The organism is Rhizobium aouanii (genome assembly GCF_037002925.1).
Taxonomy (GTDB): domain Bacteria; phylum Pseudomonadota; class Alphaproteobacteria; order Rhizobiales; family Rhizobiaceae; genus Rhizobium; species Rhizobium aouanii.
In genome coordinates this window covers 358,498-376,817 of record NZ_JBAMYD010000004.1, presented here as the reverse complement: position 1 = coordinate 376,817, position 18,320 = coordinate 358,498, and the positions used below count along the sequence as shown (strand labels likewise).

Here is an 18,320-nt window from a genome sequence, read left to right as displayed (position 1 = left end):
TTACTTCACCAGATTGCAGCCGCTCTTGGCGGGATCGATATAGGCTTCCTTGCCGGGAATGGTGGCGAGCACGTTGAAGTAATCCCACGGCTCCTTGCTTTCGGAAGGCTTCTTGACCTGCAGCAGATACATGTCGTGGATCATGCGGCCATTGGCGCCGACCGTGCCGCCGCGACCGAAGACGTCATCGACCGGCATTTCATGCAACTGCTTGGCGACGGCTTCCGTCTCGTCGGTGCCGGCCTTCTGCACTGCCTTCAGATATTGCGTCACCGCCGAATAGGTGCCGGCATGGACCATGTTCGGCATCTTGCCGGTGCGGGCGAAGAACTTTTTGGCGAAGGCGCGGCTCTCGTCGTCGCGGTTCCAGTAATAACCTTCGGTCAGCGTCAGGCCTTGTGCCGCCTCGAGGCCGAGACCATGGACTTCGGCGAGCGTGAAGAGCAGGGCTGCCAGATGCTGGCCGCCCTGGGTGATGCCGAATTCGGCCGCCTGCTTGATGGCGTTCGAGGTGTCGAGGCCGGCATTGGCAAGGCCGATCACCTTGGCGCCGGATGATTGCGCCTGCAGCAGGAAGGACGAGAAGTCCTGGCTCGACAGCGGATGGCGGACGGCGCCGACGACCTTGCCGCCACTCGACTTGACGTAATCGCTGGTCTGCTGCTCCAGCGAATAACCGAAGGCATAGTCGGCGGTCAGGAAGAACCAGCTGTCGCCGCCCTGCTTGACGAGCGCGCCGCCGGTGCCGACGGCCAGTGCATGGGTGTCGTAGGCCCAATGGAAGCCATAAGGCGAGCAGGCCTTGCCGGTCAGATCCGTCGTCGCCGCACCGGTGACGATGTCGATCTTTTTCTTCTCCTTGCCGATCGCCTGCACGGCGAGCGCCACAGACGACGTCGTCAGTTCCATGATCGCATCCACCTGCTCGGTGTCGTACCACTGGCGGGCGATATTGGAAGCGATATCCGGCTTGTTCTGGTGGTCGGCATTGACGATCTCGACCGGAACGTCGAGCACCTTGCCGCCGAAATCCTCGACTGCCATTTGAGCGGCTTCGACGGAGGATTTGCCGCCGAAATCGGCATAGACGCCCGACTGGTCGTTCAAGATGCCGATCTTGACCTTGCCGTCGGTCGCGCTCTGCGCGAGCACTGCAGTGCTGCTCGCAAGCAGAAATGCAACTGATGCAATGAGATTCTTACGCATATTCTCTCCTCCCAGAGATTGGCCAGATTGCGGATCTGTTCAAATTTGGCCAGTCGTCCTCCACAGAACGACGGACCCTCACCTTACGATCACGGAAATTCCGCCCTGAGGCAACGGGTGATTTACAACTAATTCCAAACAGTATCTGTTCGTTTTTGAACAGAGAGGATCGTGATGAACAATCCACCGCAGTTTACTTGGGACGATCTGCAGTTTTTTCTAGCCGTCGCCCGCACCGGACAGCTGTCGACTGCGGCCCGCCAGCTGCGCTCCAGCCATGCCACCGTCTCGCGCCGCATCGACCGGCTGGAGTTCACCCTCAAGGTCAAACTGTTCGAGCGCAATCCGCGCGGCTACGTTCTTACCGCCATGGGCACGCGTTTCATTGAAACGGCCGAGAGGATGGAGCAGGAGACCGAGCGGCTGCGCGCCGATCTTGCCGCCGGCTCGATGGCGCAGCGCGGCCTCGTGCGCCTCAGCGCGCCGGAAGGCTTTGCCAATTTCTTTTTCGCGACCGTGCTGCCGCAATTTGCCGCTCAGCATCCGCATCTGGCGCTCGAGCTGGTGACGATCCAGCAGATCATGTCGCTGTCGCGCAAGGAAGCCGATCTTTCCGTCGTGCTCGACGAGCCGAAGGGCGGGGCCTATTTTGCCGAAAAGTTGACCGACTACCACCTGCAGGTCTACGGCTCGCGCGACTATCTGGCGAAGGCCGCGCCGATCACCTGCCGCGAAGACCTGCTTGAGCATCCCTTCGTCAGCTATATCGAGGAAATGATTTTCGCGCCGGGCCTCGATTACCTCGGCGACGTGCATCCGCGCATCAAGCCGCAATTCCAGAGCTCGAGCATCTTCGCGCAGCTGACTGCCACGAGAAACGGTCTCGGCCTTTGCATCCTGCCCTATTTCTTCGCCAGCCGTTATCCAGAACTCGTGCGCGTGCTGCCAGACGAGATCGACCTCAAGCGCCACTACTGGATTACCTGCCACCGCGACCTGAAACAGGCGCCGCGCGTGCGCGCCGTCATCGATTTCCTGCGCGAGGCGGTGCGCGGTGAGGATGCGCGGTTCGTGCCGCCCTATGTCACCGCCGCCGGCCCGGCGCGCCGGGCAAAGGTGGAAACCTGACTACTTCAGGAATTCGGCCCGGTGCGGAGTGAAAGCATCGATCAGCCGGCCCTTTTCCAGCGCCTTGACGCCGTGGACCAGATTGGGGGGCACGATGAAGCTGCCGCCCTGCTTGAGCACCTCGGTCCGGCCATCGATCGTCACTTCGAAACTGCCTTCGGCGACGTAGCTGGCCTGAATATGCGGATGCGAATGGGCCGCACCCACTGCGCCGCTTTCGAAGGCCACTTCCACCATCATCATCTCGGGCAGATAAGTCATGATGCGCCTGACGACGCCGGGCTCGGGATTGACCCATTCGGCGCCTTCGGCCGATACGAACAGATCGCTTGACGACATTTCCGCCTCCTCGTTCCAGAATCGATCGCGGGCAAAGTGGATCATGCCGACGCTTTTGAAAAGATGGCGCGGCTCGTCTTTTCGACACGGCCGCCTTCTGTTGACGCGGTCGGCTGGCGGGTCTATGGCCAATTTGAGCGAGGCACGCTGAGGAGACACCGCCATGCAGCATACGCGCGAAGTTTTCGACTGGGCCGATCCGTTCCGCCTGGTGGAGCAGCTGACCAGCGAAGAGCGCATGGTGCAGGACACCGCCCATGCCTATGCGCAGGAAAAGCTTGCGCCCCGCGTTCTCGACGCCTTCCGCAATGAAAAGACCGATCTTGAGATCTTCCGCGAAATGGGCGAACTCGGCCTGCTCGGCCCGACGATCTCGCCGGATTATGGCGGCGCCGGCCTCGGCTACGTCGCCTACGGCCTGATCGCCCGCGAGGTCGAACGGGTCGATAGCGGCTACCGCTCGATGATGAGCGTCCAGTCCTCACTCGTGATGGTGCCGATCGAAACCTTCGGGTCTGAGGCGCAGAAGCTGAAATACCTGCCGAAACTCGCCACCGGCGAATGGATCGGCTGCTTCGGCCTAACCGAACCCGATCACGGCTCCGACCCCGGCTCGATGGCGACACGCGCCAAAAAGGTCGACGGCGGCTACAGCCTCACCGGCTCGAAGACCTGGATCTCCAACGCGCCGATTGCCGATGTCTTCGTCGTCTGGGCAAAGACCGAGGACGGCCTCATCCGCGGCTTCATCCTCGAAAAGGGCTGGAAGGGACTTTCGGCGCCCGCGATCCACGGCAAGGTGGGCCTGCGTGCCTCGATCACCGGCGAGGTGGTGATAGACGGGGTCTTCGTGCCTGAGGAAAACCTTCTGCCTGATGTGACCGGCCTCAAGGGACCCTTCACCTGCCTCAACTCGGCTCGCTTCGGCATCGCCTGGGGCGCACTCGGTGCTGCCGAGGATTGTTATGCGAGAGCCCGGCAATACACGCTCGAGCGCAAGCAGTTCGGCCGGCCGCTTGCCGCCAACCAGCTGATCCAGAAGAAGCTCGCCGACATGGCGGCGGAAATCTCGCTCGGCCTTCAGGGCTGCCTGCGGCTTGGCCGCATGAAAGAGGAAGGCCATCCGCCGGTGGAGCTGACCTCGATCCTCAAGCGCAACAGCTGCGGCAAGGCGCTGGAGATCGCGCGGGCGGCCCGCGACATGCTCGGCGGCAACGGCATCTCCGACGAATTCGGCATCGCCCGTCACCTCGTCAACCTCGAAGTGGTCAACACCTATGAGGGCACGCACGATATCCACGCGCTGATCATCGGCCGCGCGATCACCGGCATTGCCGCTTTTGCGAATTAGCGCATCGGCCCGAAAATCGAAATCGATTTTCGGAAAGCACGATGCGTAGATTCAAGGATGTTAGAGCGTCCTTTGTGCGTCCGAAAGGACGCACGGCGCCCTAATGCATGCCGCCCAAAAGTGTGCAGCGGTTTTGGGACAACGGCATGCATAAAACAAAGACTTAAAGCGCGTCACATGATTCCGATTCGACGCGACGCGCTTAGCGCATTGGCGCGAAAGGGCGAATTGCCACGCGCCTGACAATATGCAACCTTCCCTGACGGCGGCAAGAGCCGGCAAAAAGGGGATCATGCATGTTTCTGCTTCTTGCATTGCTGATTGGTGTCATTGCCGGGCTTCGCACGATGACCGCGCCCGCCGCCGTCGCCTGGGGCGCGACGCTTGGATGGTTCGATGTCACGCAGACGCCGCTGGCCTTCATGGGTTACCAGTGGACGCCGTGGATCTTCACGCTTCTCGCCATCGTCGAACTGATCGCCGACCAGCTGCCATCGACCCCGTCGCGCAAGGTGCCGATGCAATTCGGCGCCCGCATCGTCTCGGGCGCCTTGGCAGGGGCGACGATCGGTGCCGCCAGCAGCCTGCTTTTCGGCGGGCTGATCGCCGGCGTGATCGGCGCCGTCATCGGCACATATGGTGGCGCCGCCGTCCGCAGCAGGCTTGCCGCCTCCTTCGGCAAGGATCTGCCAGCTGCTCTCATCGAGGATGCGGTCGCCGTCATCGGCGCAGTGCTGATCGTGGGGGCCGTCGCATGAAAAGCTTCGACGCCATCGTTATCGGCGCCGGCCAGGCCGGCCCGTTTCTTGCCGCCAGGATGGTCGAAAAAGGCATGAAGGTCGCCCTGATCGAGCGCAAATTCCTCGGCGGCACCTGCGTCAATGCCGGCTGCATGCCGACGAAAACACTGGTCGCCAGCGCCCGCGCCGCCCATGTCGCGAGAAACGGCGCCGTTTACGGCGTGAATCTCCCAGGCGAGATTGCCATCGACATGAAGGTGGTCAGGGCGCGCGCCGAAACCGTGACCATGAACGCCCGCAACGGCCTGATCGGCTGGTTCGCCGGCATGGACGGCATGACCGTGATCTATGGCCACGCCCGTTTCGAGGACCCGAAGACCGTCAGCGTCAACGGCGAGACGCTGACCGCACCGCGCATCTTCCTCAATGTCGGCGCGCGCGCCGTCATCCCCGAGCTATCAGGCGTCAACGATATCGATTACCTCACCAGCACCTCGATCATCCATCTCGACACGCTGCCACGGCATCTGGCCGTGATCGGCGGCAGTTATATCGGGCTGGAATTCGCGCAGATGTATCGCCGCTTCGGCGCCGAAGTCAGCATCATAGAGCACGGCCCGAAGCTCGCATCGCGCGAGGACGACGATATATCCGACGCGATCGCCGATGTCCTGCGGTCGGAGGGCATCGACATTCATACCGGCGCCAGCGACATCGCCTTTACCAAGAGCAGCGACGGAATAACGGTCGACACCGATTCAGCGAGGATCGATGCGAGCCATGTGCTGATTGCCACCGGCCGCAAGCCGAACACCGACGATCTCGGCCTCGATGCCGCCGGCGTCATTACCGACAAGCACGGCTATATCACCGTCGACGACCGGCTTGCCACCAATGTCGACGGCATCTGGGCGCTCGGCGACTGCAACGGCCACGGCGCCTTCACCCACACCTCCTATAATGATTTCGAGATCGCCGCCGCCAATCTGCTCGACGGCGACGACCGCAAGGTCTCGAGCCGCATCCTGGCCTATGCGCTTTATATCGACCCGCCGCTCGGCCGCGTCGGCATGACGGAGAAGCAGGCGCGTGCCTCGGGACGCAAGATCATGATTTCGACCCGGCCGATGAGCCGCGTCGGCCGCGCCAACGAGCGCGGCGAGACCAAAGGCTTCATGAAGGTGATCGCCGATGCCGAGACTAAAAAAATCCTCGGTGCGGCGATCCTCGGCATCGAGGGTGACGAGGTGATCCACGGCATCATCGATGCGATGAATGCAGGCACGACCTATCCCGCATTGCAATGGTCGGTGCCGATCCATCCGACAGTGTCGGAGCTGATCCCGACGCTGCTTGGGGATTTGAAGCAGGTTTAGCTGTAGAAACCCCGGGCCGAGGACAGCTGCGTGTCTATCGAACTGCTGATCGAGCACTACGGCCTGTTGGCGATATTTCTGGGTGCAGCCTTCGAAGGCGAAACAGCCGCCTTCCTTGGCGGCGTGATTTCCCACCGCGGGCTGCTGACCTATTGGTCGGCGTCGCTGGCGGCAACGGCGGGATCCTTCGCCGGCGATCAGTTCTGGTTCTTCGCCGGCCGTTATGCCGCTCGATGGGGTCTCGTCCGCCGGCTGACGGAGACGCCGGCGCTGGCGCACGCCACCCGACTTCTGGAAAAATATCCCACAGGCTTCATCCTTGTATTTCGTTTTCTTGTGGGGTTGCGGACGATCAGCCCGATCGTCATCGGGACGACGCGAATAGCGACCGGTAAATTCGTCATCCTGAATGCCGTGGCCGCGCTGGTATGGGGGCAGCTGTTCACGGCGCTCGGTTATCTCTTCGGGCACGGCATCCAACAGACATTGGGCCACCTTCCCCTTCATCGTCATCTGCTGATTGCAGTCGGAGCCGCGGCTGTCGTCGCAGCCGCGGCTCTTGCCTTTCGCAAGATGAAACTGAGCACCAAGCACTCATAGAAGCGCTGTAGCGCCCTACTCCATCACGATCTGCAGCTTCACGTCGCTCGGCCGGGCCTCGACCGCGCGATCAAACGCCTTGATCGAATCCTCGAATTTGAAGGTCTCTGATATCAGCGGCTTCAGATCCACACGACCCGAGCCGAGCAGTGCGATCGAGCGCTCATACTGATGCGCGTAGCGGAACACCGTCTCGATGCGGATTTCCTTGGTGGATGCCGTCGAGACGTCGAAGCCGATCGGGTTGACCGGCAGGCCGACGACAACGATGACGCCACCCGGGCGCGGCAGCGCCATGATCGTCTCCCAGGCCTTCGGCGAGCCGGAGCATTCGAAGACGACATCGGCGCCCCAGCCGTCGGTCAGCCGGGCAACCTCTTCGGCCAGGTTTTTCTCGCGGATATTCACGGGAATGACGCCCTGGTACTGTGCGGCGATATCGAGCTTCGGCTGGGCAAGATCGGCGACGATGGCGCGGGCGCAGCCGCCGGCAAGCGCCGCGATCGCCACCATCGTGCCGATCGGCCCGGCGCCGAGGACGACGGCAGTATCACCCGGCGTAATCTTCGCCTTGGTGGCCGCCTGCATGCCGACGGCGAAGGGCTCGACCATGGCGCCTTCGGCAAAGCTGACATTGTCGGGCAGCTTGAAGGTGTAATTGGCGGGATGCACGACCTCAGGCGTCAGCACGCCATGGATCGGCGGGGTCGCCCAAAAGGTGACGGCGGGGTCGATATTGTACATGCCGAGCCGGCTTGCCTTCGAATTCGGATCGGGAATGCCGGGCTCCATGCAGACGCGGTCGCCGACTTTCAGATGCGTGACGCCGGCGCCAACCTCGACCACCGTGCCCGCCGCCTCATGGCCGAGCACCATCGGCGCGTCGACGACGAAGGGGCCGATCTTGCCGTGAGTGTAATAATGCACGTCCGAACCGCAGACGCCGACCGTGTGGATCCTGATCTTCACCTCGCCGGGGCCGGTTTCGAGCGGCAGATCGATATCGCGGAGCGCAAGCTCATGCTGGCGCTCGAGGACAAGCGCACGGACTTTGGTCATCGTCGGTTTCCTTCCCTAGTGGCTTGCCCATGACTCCATCGGGCAGCGTTGAAGCTGACTATAAAGCCCGAAGCCTTCCCAATTCAACCGGGTTGAGAAGGCTTTTGCTCAACAAATGAAAAAATGCTCACGCAGATTTGCCGAAGCTCAGCACCGGCAGCCACCATCAGGAAACTGCCCCAGCCTGGTCCGACGGCGAGCGGCCCGTAAGGGGCATTTATAAGATTTTTATATGGATGGCCTGTCGTCCGTCTCGAACCTTTATGCGCTTCGGCTCCATATTGATGTCCGAGAGATCGAAAAGATCATCTCCACGCCAGAAAGCATGAAAGGCGGTCTCCCAGCGCCCTTTGTCTTGTCTGACTCCAAGAAGAACAACAGGAGTCACGATCATGATGGATATCATTCTACTTAGCACCGCGATCATATTCTTCGCGCTGTGCTTTGCCTACACCCGAGCCTGCGACAGGCTTTGACAGGAGAAACGACGATGACCCTCGATTATGTCTTGAGCGGTGCAGTGACCGTGTTTCTCACCGTTTACCTCACCTACGCTCTCTTTCGCCCAGAACGCTTTTGAAGAGAACTGGCGCTTCTGAGGTCGCGCCTGCGCGACCGAGAAGCAGCCGGGTATTGAAAGTTTACCTCCATGACCCTCAACGGATGGCTTCAGATCCTGCTTTACTGCGGGATCGTCCTCGTGCTCGTCAAACCGCTCGGCGGCTACATGACGCGTGTCTACAATGGCGAGCGCACATTCCTCTCCCCGGTCCTTGTGCCGATCGAACGGGGACTTTACCGTATTGCCGGCACCAGCGAGCGCGAGGAACAGCACTGGACCTCCTATGCCTTCGCGATGCTGATGTTCAACCTGCTCGGCGTGCTCGTCCTCTACGCGCTCCTGCGCTTCCAGGACATCCTGCCCTATAATCCGGCCGGCATGGCCGCCGTCCCGCCGGAGCTTTCGTTCAATACCGCCGTCAGCTTTCCGACAAACACCAACTGGCAGAATTACGGTGGCGAAAGCACCATGTCGTATCTGACCCAGATGGCCGGCTTCACAGTGCAGAACTTCCTGTCGGCCGCGACCGGCATGGCGATCGCTGTCGCCTTCATCCGTGCCTTCGCACGGGCGTCGGGCAAGGCGATCGGCAATTTCTGGGTCGATATGATCCGCGGCACCTTCTACATCCTGCTGCCGATCTGCATCGTGCTGACCATCGTCTACGTCTATCTCGGCGTGCCGCAGACGCTTGGGCCCTATGTCAATGCGACCACGCTCGAAGGCGCGCAGCAGACGATTGCCGTCGGGCCTGTCGCCTCGCAGCTTGCGATCAAGATGCTCGGCACCAATGGCGGCGGCTTCTTCAACGCCAATTCGGCCCATCCGTTCGAAAATCCCGACGCGATCTCCAATCTCATCCAGATGGTCTCGATCTTCGCGATCGGCGCGGCGCTGACCAACGTCTTCGGCCGCATGGTCGGCAACCAGCGCCAGGGCTGGGCGATCCTCGCCACGATGGGCGTGCTGTTCCTCGCCGGTGTCGGTATCACCTATTGGGCCGAAGCTGCCGGCAACCCGCTGATGCATGCCTTCGGTGTTGGTGGCGGCAATATGGAAGGCAAGGAGGTCCGCTTCGGCGTCGCCCTGTCCTCGCTCTTTGCCGTCATCACTACGGCCGCCTCCTGCGGCGCGGTCAATGCCATGCATGGCAGCTTTACCGCGCTTGGCGGCCTCATCCCGCTGATCAACATGCAGCTCGGCGAAATCATCGTCGGCGGTGTCGGCGCGGGCTTCTACGGCATCCTGCTCTTCATCATCGTCGCCGTCTTCGTCGCCGGCCTGATGGTCGGCCGCACGCCGGAATATCTCGGCAAGAAGATCGAGGCGAAGGAAATGAAGATGGCCGTTCTCGCCATCCTCTGCCTGCCGCTCACCATGCTGGTCTTCACGGCGATCGCCACGGTGATGCCTTCCGCCGTCGCCTCGATCGGCACCGCCGGCCCGCACGGCTTCTCCGAAATCCTCTATGCCTATACCTCGGCTGCGGCCAACAACGGCTCGGCTTTCGGCGGCCTGACCGGCAATACGCCCTGGTACAACGTGACACTCGGCATCGGCATGCTCGCCGGGCGCTTCCTGGTCATCATTCCGGCGCTTGCCATCGCCGGCTCGCTGATCGCCAAGAAGACGATTCCGGCCTCGGCAGGCACCTTCCCGACCGACGGTCCGCTCTTCGTCGGCCTGCTTGTCGGCACGATCCTGATCGTCGGCGGCCTGACCTTCTTCCCGGCCCTGGCGCTCGGCCCTGTCGTCGAGCACCTGGTCATGATCGCCGGTCAAACCTTCTGAGGTGATGCCATGATCCTCCGTCACAGGCTTCGCAACGCTTCCCACCCTCGTCCCGGTGCGCCGGGACGAGGGAATGGCCCGACGACCCGCGCCTCCGACATCATCCTGGTGATGATGGCAGGCCTCCTCGTCATCGCCGCCATCTTCAAAATCCTACAGGGCTGACCGGCTTCCGGTTCGCCATCCTCGTTTCAAAGCTGGAGTCTCTTATGAGCCAGGCAAAATCCGCGAATGTCATGGATTCTCGCATCCTCATTCCGGCCGTGGGCGCCGCTTTCAAGAAGCTCAACCCCCGCGCGCTCGCCAGAAATCCGGTCATGTTCGTCGTGGCCACGGTCTCGGTGCTGACCACCGTCCTCTTCCTGCGCGATCTGGTGGCGGGCAACGGCAATCTCGGCTTCTCGTTCCAGATCAATCTTTGGCTTTGGTTCACCGTGCTGTTTGCCAATTTCGCCGAAGCCGTCGCCGAAGGCCGCGGCAAGGCGCAGGCGGATTCGCTGCGCAAGGCGCGCACCGAAACTCAGGCCAAACTGCTCACCGCCAATAATGGCAACGGCTACCGCATGGTGCCGGGCACCAGCCTCAAGGTCGGCGATCTCGTACTCGTCGAGGCAGGCGACATCATCCCGTCGGACGGCGAAGTCATCGAAGGTGTGGCCTCCGTCAACGAAGCGGCGATAACAGGCGAATCCGCCCCTGTCATCCGCGAATCCGGCGGCGACCGCTCGGCCGTCACCGGCGGCACGCAGGTGCTGTCCGATTGGATCCGCGTCCGCATCACCGCGGCTGCCGGCTCGACCTTCATCGACCGGATGATCGCGCTCGTCGAAGGTGCGGAGCGCCAGAAGACGCCGAACGAGATCGCGCTTAACATCCTGCTCGCCGGTATGACGCTGATCTTCGTACTTGCGACGGCGACGATCCCGAGCTTTGCCATCTATGCCGGCGGCTCGATCCCGATCATCGTGCTCGTCGCCCTCTTCGTCACCCTGATTCCGACGACGATCGGCGCTCTGCTGTCGGCGATCGGCATCGCCGGCATGGACCGCCTCGTCCGCTTCAACGTGCTCGCCATGTCCGGCCGCGCGGTCGAAGCCGCCGGCGACGTCGACACGCTGCTGCTCGACAAGACGGGCACGATCACGCTCGGCAATCGCCAGGCGACGACCTTCCGTCCGGTCCGCGGCGTGTCCGAACAGGATCTCGCCGATGCCGCCCAGCTCGCCTCGCTTGCCGACGAAACGCCGGAAGGTCGTTCCATCGTCGTGCTCGCCAAAGAGAAATACGCGATCCGCGGCCGCGACATGGCAAGCCTGAAGGCAACCTTCGTGCCCTTCACCGCCCAGACCCGCATGAGTGGCGTCGATCTCGAAGGAGCCTCGATCCGCAAGGGTGCGGTCGATGCCGTGCTGACCTATGTCAACGGCGACGCCTCCTCGAAGAACGGCAGCGAGGTCGTCCGCGAACTGCAGTCGATCGCCGACGAGGTCGCCAAGGCGGGCGGCACACCGCTGGCCGTTGTCCGCGACGGCAGGTTGCTCGGCGTCATCCAACTGAAGGACATCGTCAAGGGCGGCATCCGCGAGCGCTTCGCCGAGCTTCGCCGCATGGGCATCCGCACGGTGATGATCACAGGCGATAACCCGCTGACGGCAGCCGCCATCGCCGCCGAGGCCGGCGTCGACGACTTCCTCGCCCAGGCAACGCCGGAAATGAAGCTGGCGCTGATGCGTGAGGAACAGTCGAAGGGCAAGCTCGTCGCCATGTGCGGCGACGGCACCAATGATGCGCCGGCGCTTGCCCAGGCCGATGTCGGCGTCGCCATGAACACCGGCACGGTCGCCGCCCGCGAGGCCGGCAACATGGTCGATCTCGATAGCGACCCGACCAAGCTCATCGAGATCGTCGAGATCGGCAAACAGCTGTTGATGACGCGTGGCGCGCTGACGACCTTTTCGATCGCCAACGACATCGCCAAGTACTTCGCCATCATCCCGGCGATGTTCCTGACCTTCTACCCGCAGCTCGGCGTGCTGAACATCATGGGACTGTCGACGCCGCAAAGCGCCATCCTCTCGGCTATCATCTTCAACGCGCTTATTATCATCGCGCTGATCCCGCTGTCGCTGAAGGGTGTGCGCTACCGTCCGATCGGCGCCGGCGCGCTACTATCGCGCAACCTGCTGATCTATGGTGCCGGCGGCATCATCGTCCCCTTCATCGGCATCAAGGCGATCGACATGGCTGTCGCAGCCCTCGGTCTCGCCTAGCGGAACCCGGAAAACACTCGAAGGAGCAAGACAATGTTGAAAGAACTTCGTCCCGCGGTCGTCATGATCGTTGCCACCACCGCCATAACAGGCCTTCTCTATCCGCTCGCCATGACGGGTGCTGCCCAGGCCTTGTTCCCGGCCCAGGCGAACGGCAGCCTGATCGAGAAGAACGGCCAGGTGATCGGCTCGACGCTGATCGGCCAGGCCTTCACCAGCGACAAATATTTCCACGGCCGTCCCTCGGCCGCCGGCGGCGGCTACAACGCCACCGCCTCCAGCGGCTCGAATCTCGGCCCGACCAACCGGAAGCTGATCGACCGCGTCAAGGGCGACTATGAGGCCGCCAAGGCGGCGAACCCGACGGCCGATGTCCCCGCCGACCTCGTCACCGCTTCGGGTAGCGGCCTCGATCCCGATATCTCACCGGAGGCTGCCTATTTCCAGGTGGCGCGTGTTGCCAAGGCGCGAAGCCTTGATGAGGCCAAGGTCGAGGCGCTGGTCGACGGCGCCGTTCAAGGCCGCGAGCTCGGCATTCTCGGCGAACCCACAGTCGATGTTCTGGCGTTGAATCAGAGCCTTGATGCTTCTATGACTGAATGAAGGTTGCGGGCTACAGCCCCTCCCTCATTCTTGTGCTCGTCACAGGACTCCAGCCACGCGAAGTCCTTCGCGTGAAAAGAGTCTTCCGCGCCGCAGACGCGGCGCTGCTGGATCCCTGTGACGTCCCTCGGGTCAAGCCCGAGGACAGGGATGAGGGAAGGTGGAGCAAGCCTCGCCGACAGGAAAGACCATACGCATGCCAGACGACAACCGCGACCAGGCCGGCAGGCCCTCGCCCGATGCGCTTCTCGAAAAAGCCCGGGCCGAATCGCGCGGCCGTCTGAAGATCTTTCTGGGTGCCGCCCCCGGCGTCGGTAAGACCTACGAGATGCTCGTCTCCGGCCGCGCCAAGATCGCCGATGGTCTCGATGTCGTCATCGGCGTTGTCGAGACCCATGGCCGCAAGGAGACCGAAGCGCTCGTCGCCGGCTTCGAGATCATCCCCCGCGTCGAAATCAGCTACAAGGGTCGGGCGCTTGAAGAAATGGACCTCGACGGCATCCTCGCCCGCCAGCCCGATCTCGTGCTGGTCGACGAACTCGCCCACACCAATGCCGAGGGCAGCCGCCATCCGAAGCGCTATCTCGACGTCAAGGAATTGCTCGATCGCGGCATCGATGTCTATACGACGCTGAACATCCAGCATGTCGAGAGCCTGAACGACGTCGTCTCGCAGATCACCCGCATCCGCGTGCGCGAGACGGTGCCGGACTCGATCATCGACCTTGCCGACGACGTCGAGATCATCGACCTGACGCCGGATGATCTGATCAAGCGCCTGCATGACGGCAAGGTCTACATGCCGCGTACCGCCGAGCGGGCGCTGACCAACTACTTCACCCCAGGCAACCTGACGGCGCTCAGAGAGCTTGCGCTCCGCAAGACCGCACAGCGCGTCGACGACCAGTTGCTCACGCATATGCAGGCCCACGCCATATCCGGTCCCTGGGCGGCCGGCGAACGCGTTCTCGTCTCGGTCGACCACCATCCACGCTCCGCATCACTGGTGCGCTACGCCGCGCGTATGGCCTCGCGGCTGCGCGCGCCCTGGGCCGCCGTCTACATCGAGACCAACCGCTCGATCAATCTCACGGAAGCCGAGCGCGATACGGTCGCCGCCACGCTGCGCCTTGCCGAGCAGCTCGGCGGCGAGGCGATCACCCTTCCCGGCCGCGAGGTCGCCGAGGAACTCGTCCGCCATGCCACCGCCAACAATGTCACCCATATCGTCATCGGCGCCCCGAAAAAGCCGACATGGCGCGACTGGTGGAGCCGCTCGATCACCGACGAGCTGATCCGCAAGACCGGCGAGATCAGCGTCCATGTCATTTCAGGCAATGAGAAGGACGGCACCACCGCGCGCGGCGTCCGGGCGGCCGCCACCGCGCCGCCACTGGATTTCAGAGCCTACCTGTTGGCGACCGGCCATGTCGCCATCGCGCTCGGCGTCAGCGTCGTGCTCGATCAGGTGCTCGACGTGCGCAACCTCGCCCTCGTCTTCCTGATGGCGGTGCTGACCTCCGCCGTCCTCCACGGCCTGCGGCCGGCCCTTTACAGCTGCATCCTCAGCGCGCTGTCCTTCAACTTCTTCTTCCTGCCGCCGCGCTACACGCTGACGATCAGCGATCCGGAAAGCGTGCTTGCGCTCTTCTTCTTCCTGGGTGTCGCCATCATCGCCAGCAATCTGACCGCGACCGTGCAGCGCCAGGCGGCCGCCGCCCGCCAGCGGGCGCGCACGACCGAAGACCTCTATCTCTTCTCGAAAAAGCTCGCCGGCACCGGCACGCTCGACGACGTGCTCTGGGCGACGGCCTTCCAACTCGCCTCGATGCTGAAGGTCCGCGTCGTGCTGCTGCTGCCGGAAGAGGGTAGCATTGCCGTCAAGGCCGGTTATCCGCCTGATGACACGTTGGACGACGCCGATATCGCCGCCGCCCGCTGGGCCTGGGAGCACAATCATGCCGCCGGCCGCGGCGCCGATACCCTGCCCGGCGCCAAACGCCTCTATGTGCCGCTCCGAACCGGGCGCACCGCCGTCGGCGTCATCGGCCTCGACAGCGACCGCCGCGACGGACCGCTGCTGACGCCGGAGCAACAGCGGCTGCTCGATGCGCTGGCCGACCAGGCGGCCCTTGCCATCGAACGCATCCAGCTCGTCGCCGATGTCGACCGGGCAAGACTTGCGGCCGAAGCGGACCGGTTGCGCTCGGCCCTGCTGACATCGATTTCGCACGACCTGAAGACGCCGCTTGCCGCCATCCTCGGCGCCGCCGGCACGCTGCGCGATTATTTCGCCTCGATGCCGGAGGAGGATCGCAGCGACCTGCTGTCGACCGTCGTCGACGAATCCGAACGCCTCAGCCGCTTCATCGCCAACCTGCTCGACATGACCAAGATCGAATCCGGCGCGATGGAACCGAACCACGCGCTGCATTATGCCGGCGATATCATCGGCAGCGCGCTGCGCCGGGCCGCAAAGATCCTCGATCACCACAAGGCCGAGATGAGCATTCCCGCCGACCTGCCGATGGTGCGTGTCGATCCTGTCCTGTTCGAACAGGTGATCTTCAACCTGCTCGACAACGCCGCGAAATACGCGCCCGAGGGATCGGTGATCCATATCGGCGGCTGGGCCGATGCCGACAATGTCGTCGTGCAGGTCTCGGACGAAGGCCCGGGCATCCCGCCGGCCGATCTCACCCGCGTCTTCGACACCTTCTATCGCGTACGCAAGGGCGATCAGGTGCGCGCCGGCACCGGGCTTGGCCTTTCCATCTGCCGCGGCTTCATCGAGGCGATGGGCGGCACGATCACCGCCGGCAACCGGACGGGCCACCCGGGCGCCGTCTTCACCATCCGCCTGCCGAAACCCACCGACATTCCGAAACTGGATGAACTCAGATGACCGGTTCAGCCGTCAAAATCCTCGTCGTCGACGATGAGCCTCCGATCCGCAAGCTGCTCCGCGTCGGCCTGACCGCGCAGGGCTACGAGGTGCAGGAGGCGGCGAACGCCAGCGCTGCCCGTCAGTCGGTCGCCGCCGACATGCCCGACCTCATCGTGCTCGACCTCGGCCTGGCCGACAAATCAGGCTACGACCTGCTACAGGAGTGGCGCGACGAAGGGCTCTCCATGCCGGTCGTCATTCTGTCCAGCCGCACCGACGAGGCCGGCATCGTCAAGGCGCTGGAAAGCGGCGCCGACGATTACGTCACCAAGCCTTTCGGCATCAACGAGCTCGGCGCCCGCATCCGCGTGGCGCTGCGCCACCGCCTGCAGCAGCAGGGCGAAAAGGCGATCTTCCAGACCGGCGGCCTGTCGATCGATCTCGTCAAGCGCATCGTCAAGGTCGACGGCATGGAAATAAAGCTTTCGCCGAAGGAATACGACATCCTGCGCGTGCTCGCCCAGCATGCCGGCAAGGTGCTGACACACCAGTTTCTTCTAAAGCAGATATGGGGGCCGGCGGCTGATGTGCAGTATCTGCGCGTCTATGTCCGGCAACTGCGGCAAAAGATCGAGCAGGTTCCGGACCAGCCGCACTATATCACCACGGAGACCGGCGTCGGCTACCGGCTCAGGGAACCGGATTGACATCCCTTCCCTCCCGCTGCCCGAACAGTATCGAGGCGAACAGTATCGAGAATGACATGAACCTTCCCAACATCATCAGGCCGGAACACACCTTCATCGGCGCGTCGGCGCCGACCAAATGGCGCGCGCTGCAGACCATAGCCGACAAGGCCGCCAAGGCTTTCTCCGTCGACGGCCGGACCATCCTGAAGGCGCTGGAAGCGCGTGAGAAGCTAGGCTCGACGGGCATCGGCAACGGCATCGCCATCCCACATGCGGCGATCGACGGCATGACCAGCCCGCGCGGCCTTCTCATCCGTTTCGCCCAGCAGTTGGATTTCGAGGCGATCGACGATATCCCGACCGACATCGCCGTCGTGCTGCTCTTCGGGGAAACCAATCGCGGCGAATATCTGAACGTGCTCTCCGCCATTGCCAGGCGGCTGCAATCGGACGGCGTGCTTGCCGCCATGCGCAAGGCAAGAACGGTTGACGAATTCTATTCCGATTTCATCGCCGATTCACGGGTATGACGCCCGAAAACCGCTCACACTTCTCGGCATCATAAAAAGGGCGCGGCCCGAAGGCCGCGCCCGCTCGTCTGCAATCAGACTATCTTAGAAATCGCGCTGGAAGCGCAGGAAGCCGAACACTTCGTCGTCGCCTTCGTCCTCATCGTGATATTGCACGCTGAGCTTAGAACGCAGGTCTTCGACGATCTGGTAGTCGATGGTGACACCGGTCGTGTAGGCGCTGCCGCCGGTGAAGCCGTTGCCGTCAGCCTCGAGAGCGATGTTCTCGAAGTACTGGAAGCCCGGGGTGACCGACCACTTGTCGTTGATCTTCAAGGCATATTCTGCTGCGATCGTCCATTCGGACTCTTCGTAGTAGTAGTTGGCGCCGCTTGCCCATATGCCGGCAATGCCGAGCGTGCCCGGACCGATGTCGGCATAGACGATGCCGCGAACAGCGACTTCGCTGGTGTCGGTGTCATAACCGGCAAGCAGGTAAGCGCTGATGGCGCCGGCCTTGTAGGAGACCTGGCCTGCAACACCAAAGTTGTTCGGGCCTTCGCCCGGCTTGGTGGCGTAGTCTTCTTCCAGTTCGTCGACCGAAATGCCGGCCGCGAATGCGCCGGATTCGTACTGATAACGGATCGAGTTGTGGGTCGTCTCGTTGCTGGCGAGCGTATCGGTCTCGCCGCTCATGTCGTCATCCCACCAGCTGTACAGTTTACCGGCGCGGAAGCCGGCAATGTCGAGATAGCCTTCGTCCAGCAGAGCTTCCTGATCGGAGGCATTGTCGACATTGTAACGCAGCGTGATGACGCCGGTGAGCGTACCGTACTCGGTGTCGTTCTTGGTCTGGAAGGTGACCTGACCGCGAGTCCAGAAGTTTACGTCGGAATCGCCGGAGATATCGTCACCGAAGCGCACTTCGGTACGGATGTAACCGCCGATCGAAAGGCATGTTTCCGTCCCCGGAATATAAAAATAACCGGTACCGTAGGCGTCGCAAACGCGAACATATTCCACGGGCTCGGGTTCCGCCGCCACGATGGCGTCGGCTGCGCGGGCTCCGGAGGCCGCGGCAAGGGCGGCAACGGAGGCAAAAAGGATAGTTCTGATATTCATTTTGAATGGCCCTAACAGGTTGGAATGCGAGGCGCACTTCAAGGGGTGCCCCCGCGTAGCGGTCGGCGAATACGGCCGCACGCGAGCC

General features: G+C 62.7%; 17 protein-coding genes. 13 read left to right on the top strand and 4 right to left on the bottom strand.

Features of this window, described 5'->3' with window-relative positions; genetic code table 11:
• Entirely contained in the window at positions 1–1,206 is a 1,206-nt protein-coding gene (locus tag V8P77_RS09820) for an ABC transporter substrate-binding protein (RefSeq protein ID WP_025397467.1), read from the bottom strand.
• Positions 1,207–1,380: 174 nt separating this feature from the next.
• Here V8P77_RS09820 and V8P77_RS09815 point away from each other — a divergent pair, with 174 nt between their 5' ends.
• Positions 1,381–2,334 carry a LysR family transcriptional regulator gene (locus tag V8P77_RS09815; protein WP_335912097.1) on the top strand — a complete coding sequence of 318 codons (954 nt, stop codon included), beginning with the start codon at positions 1,381–1,383 and terminating at the stop codon, positions 2,332–2,334.
• Here V8P77_RS09815 and V8P77_RS09810 read toward each other — a convergent pair whose 3' ends face one another.
• The gene (locus V8P77_RS09810) at positions 2,335–2,673 is read right to left on the bottom strand and encodes a cupin domain-containing protein (RefSeq protein ID WP_011655128.1); all 339 of its coding nucleotides are present in this window, start codon (positions 2,671–2,673) and stop codon (positions 2,335–2,337) included.
• A gap of 163 nt (positions 2,674–2,836) precedes the next feature.
• On the opposite strand from V8P77_RS09810, the gene V8P77_RS09805 reads away from it, so the two are divergent.
• From V8P77_RS09805 to V8P77_RS09790, 4 genes are all read left to right on the top strand, one after another.
• The gene (locus V8P77_RS09805; protein ID WP_335912090.1) at positions 2,837–4,024 is read left to right on the top strand and encodes an acyl-CoA dehydrogenase; all 1,188 of its coding nucleotides are present in this window, start codon (positions 2,837–2,839) and stop codon (positions 4,022–4,024) included.
• A 296-nt stretch (positions 4,025–4,320) separates the two neighbouring features.
• Positions 4,321–4,782, top strand: a complete 462-nt coding sequence (locus V8P77_RS09800; RefSeq protein ID WP_335912089.1) for a DUF4126 domain-containing protein — start codon at positions 4,321–4,323, stop codon at positions 4,780–4,782.
• Positions 4,779–6,140, top strand: coding sequence for an FAD-containing oxidoreductase (locus tag V8P77_RS09795; protein WP_335912088.1), 1,362 nt, complete (start codon positions 4,779–4,781; stop codon positions 6,138–6,140). The genes V8P77_RS09800 and V8P77_RS09795 overlap by 4 nt, the downstream gene beginning before the upstream one ends.
• Before the next feature lie 30 nt (positions 6,141–6,170).
• Positions 6,171–6,740, top strand: coding sequence for a DedA family protein (locus V8P77_RS09790; protein ID WP_221996239.1), 570 nt, complete (start codon positions 6,171–6,173; stop codon positions 6,738–6,740).
• A 15-nt stretch (positions 6,741–6,755) separates the two neighbouring features.
• Here V8P77_RS09790 and V8P77_RS09785 read toward each other — a convergent pair whose 3' ends face one another.
• Entirely contained in the window at positions 6,756–7,799 is a 1,044-nt protein-coding gene (locus tag V8P77_RS09785; RefSeq protein ID WP_335912087.1) for an NAD(P)-dependent alcohol dehydrogenase, read from the bottom strand.
• A gap of 490 nt (positions 7,800–8,289) precedes the next feature.
• Between V8P77_RS09785 and kdpF the strand changes: the two genes are divergently transcribed.
• From kdpF to V8P77_RS09745, 8 genes are all read left to right on the top strand, one after another.
• Positions 8,290–8,379 (top strand): K(+)-transporting ATPase subunit F, encoded by a 90-nt coding sequence (gene kdpF, locus V8P77_RS09780; protein ID WP_335912085.1) that lies wholly within the window; start codon positions 8,290–8,292, stop codon positions 8,377–8,379.
• 69 nt (positions 8,380–8,448) lie between these two features.
• Complete coding sequence (gene kdpA / locus V8P77_RS09775) at positions 8,449–10,152, top strand: potassium-transporting ATPase subunit KdpA (RefSeq protein WP_335912084.1); 1,704 nt, start codon at positions 8,449–8,451, stop codon at positions 10,150–10,152.
• 9 nt (positions 10,153–10,161) lie between these two features.
• Positions 10,162–10,317 (top strand): hypothetical protein, encoded by a 156-nt coding sequence (locus V8P77_RS09770; protein ID WP_335912083.1) that lies wholly within the window; start codon positions 10,162–10,164, stop codon positions 10,315–10,317.
• A gap of 44 nt (positions 10,318–10,361) precedes the next feature.
• A complete protein-coding gene (gene kdpB, locus V8P77_RS09765) occupies positions 10,362–12,422 on the top strand; it encodes a potassium-transporting ATPase subunit KdpB (protein WP_335912082.1) in 2,061 nt (686 codons plus the stop codon).
• Between the two features lie 33 nt (positions 12,423–12,455).
• On the top strand, positions 12,456–13,025 hold the full coding sequence (gene kdpC / locus V8P77_RS09760; protein WP_335912081.1) for a potassium-transporting ATPase subunit KdpC: 570 nt from the start codon (positions 12,456–12,458) through the stop codon (positions 13,023–13,025).
• Positions 13,026–13,221: 196 nt separating this feature from the next.
• Positions 13,222–15,930, top strand: coding sequence for a DUF4118 domain-containing protein (locus tag V8P77_RS09755; RefSeq protein WP_335912080.1), 2,709 nt, complete (start codon positions 13,222–13,224; stop codon positions 15,928–15,930).
• Positions 15,927–16,619 carry a response regulator transcription factor gene (locus tag V8P77_RS09750; RefSeq protein WP_335912079.1) on the top strand — a complete coding sequence of 231 codons (693 nt, stop codon included), beginning with the start codon at positions 15,927–15,929 and terminating at the stop codon, positions 16,617–16,619. Before V8P77_RS09755 ends, V8P77_RS09750 begins: the two co-directional genes overlap by 4 nt.
• A gap of 56 nt (positions 16,620–16,675) precedes the next feature.
• A complete protein-coding gene (locus tag V8P77_RS09745; protein WP_335912078.1) occupies positions 16,676–17,131 on the top strand; it encodes a PTS sugar transporter subunit IIA in 456 nt (151 codons plus the stop codon).
• Between the two features lie 84 nt (positions 17,132–17,215).
• Here the strand turns inward: V8P77_RS09745 and V8P77_RS09740 are convergent, their stop codons facing one another.
• Positions 17,216–18,232, bottom strand: coding sequence for a porin (locus V8P77_RS09740; protein ID WP_335912077.1), 1,017 nt, complete (start codon positions 18,230–18,232; stop codon positions 17,216–17,218).
• Positions 18,233–18,320 lie beyond the last annotated feature (88 nt).

Coding starts and splice junctions, on each gene's coding strand:
- V8P77_RS09750 (WP_335912079.1), top strand. CDS start 15,927: ATGACCGGTTCAGCCGTCAAAATCCTCGTCGTCGACGATGAGCCTCCG.
- V8P77_RS09755 (WP_335912080.1), top strand. CDS start 13,222: ATGCCAGACGACAACCGCGACCAGGCCGGCAGGCCCTCGCCCGATGCG.
- kdpF (WP_335912085.1), top strand. CDS start 8,290: ATGACCCTCGATTATGTCTTGAGCGGTGCAGTGACCGTGTTTCTCACC.
- V8P77_RS09805 (WP_335912090.1), top strand. CDS start 2,837: ATGCAGCATACGCGCGAAGTTTTCGACTGGGCCGATCCGTTCCGCCTG.
- V8P77_RS09815 (WP_335912097.1), top strand. CDS start 1,381: ATGAACAATCCACCGCAGTTTACTTGGGACGATCTGCAGTTTTTTCTA.
- V8P77_RS09785 (WP_335912087.1), bottom strand. CDS start 7,799: ATGACCAAAGTCCGTGCGCTTGTCCTCGAGCGCCAGCATGAGCTTGCG.
- V8P77_RS09820 (WP_025397467.1), bottom strand. CDS start 1,206: ATGCGTAAGAATCTCATTGCATCAGTTGCATTTCTGCTTGCGAGCAGC.
- V8P77_RS09740 (WP_335912077.1), bottom strand. CDS start 18,232: ATGAATATCAGAACTATCCTTTTTGCCTCCGTTGCCGCCCTTGCCGCG.
- V8P77_RS09770 (WP_335912083.1), top strand. CDS start 10,162: ATGATCCTCCGTCACAGGCTTCGCAACGCTTCCCACCCTCGTCCCGGT.
- V8P77_RS09745 (WP_335912078.1), top strand. CDS start 16,676: ATGAACCTTCCCAACATCATCAGGCCGGAACACACCTTCATCGGCGCG.
- kdpC (WP_335912081.1), top strand. CDS start 12,456: ATGTTGAAAGAACTTCGTCCCGCGGTCGTCATGATCGTTGCCACCACC.
- kdpB (WP_335912082.1), top strand. CDS start 10,362: ATGAGCCAGGCAAAATCCGCGAATGTCATGGATTCTCGCATCCTCATT.
- V8P77_RS09795 (WP_335912088.1), top strand. CDS start 4,779: ATGAAAAGCTTCGACGCCATCGTTATCGGCGCCGGCCAGGCCGGCCCG.
- V8P77_RS09800 (WP_335912089.1), top strand. CDS start 4,321: ATGTTTCTGCTTCTTGCATTGCTGATTGGTGTCATTGCCGGGCTTCGC.
- V8P77_RS09810 (WP_011655128.1), bottom strand. CDS start 2,673: ATGTCGTCAAGCGATCTGTTCGTATCGGCCGAAGGCGCCGAATGGGTC.
- kdpA (WP_335912084.1), top strand. CDS start 8,449: ATGACCCTCAACGGATGGCTTCAGATCCTGCTTTACTGCGGGATCGTC.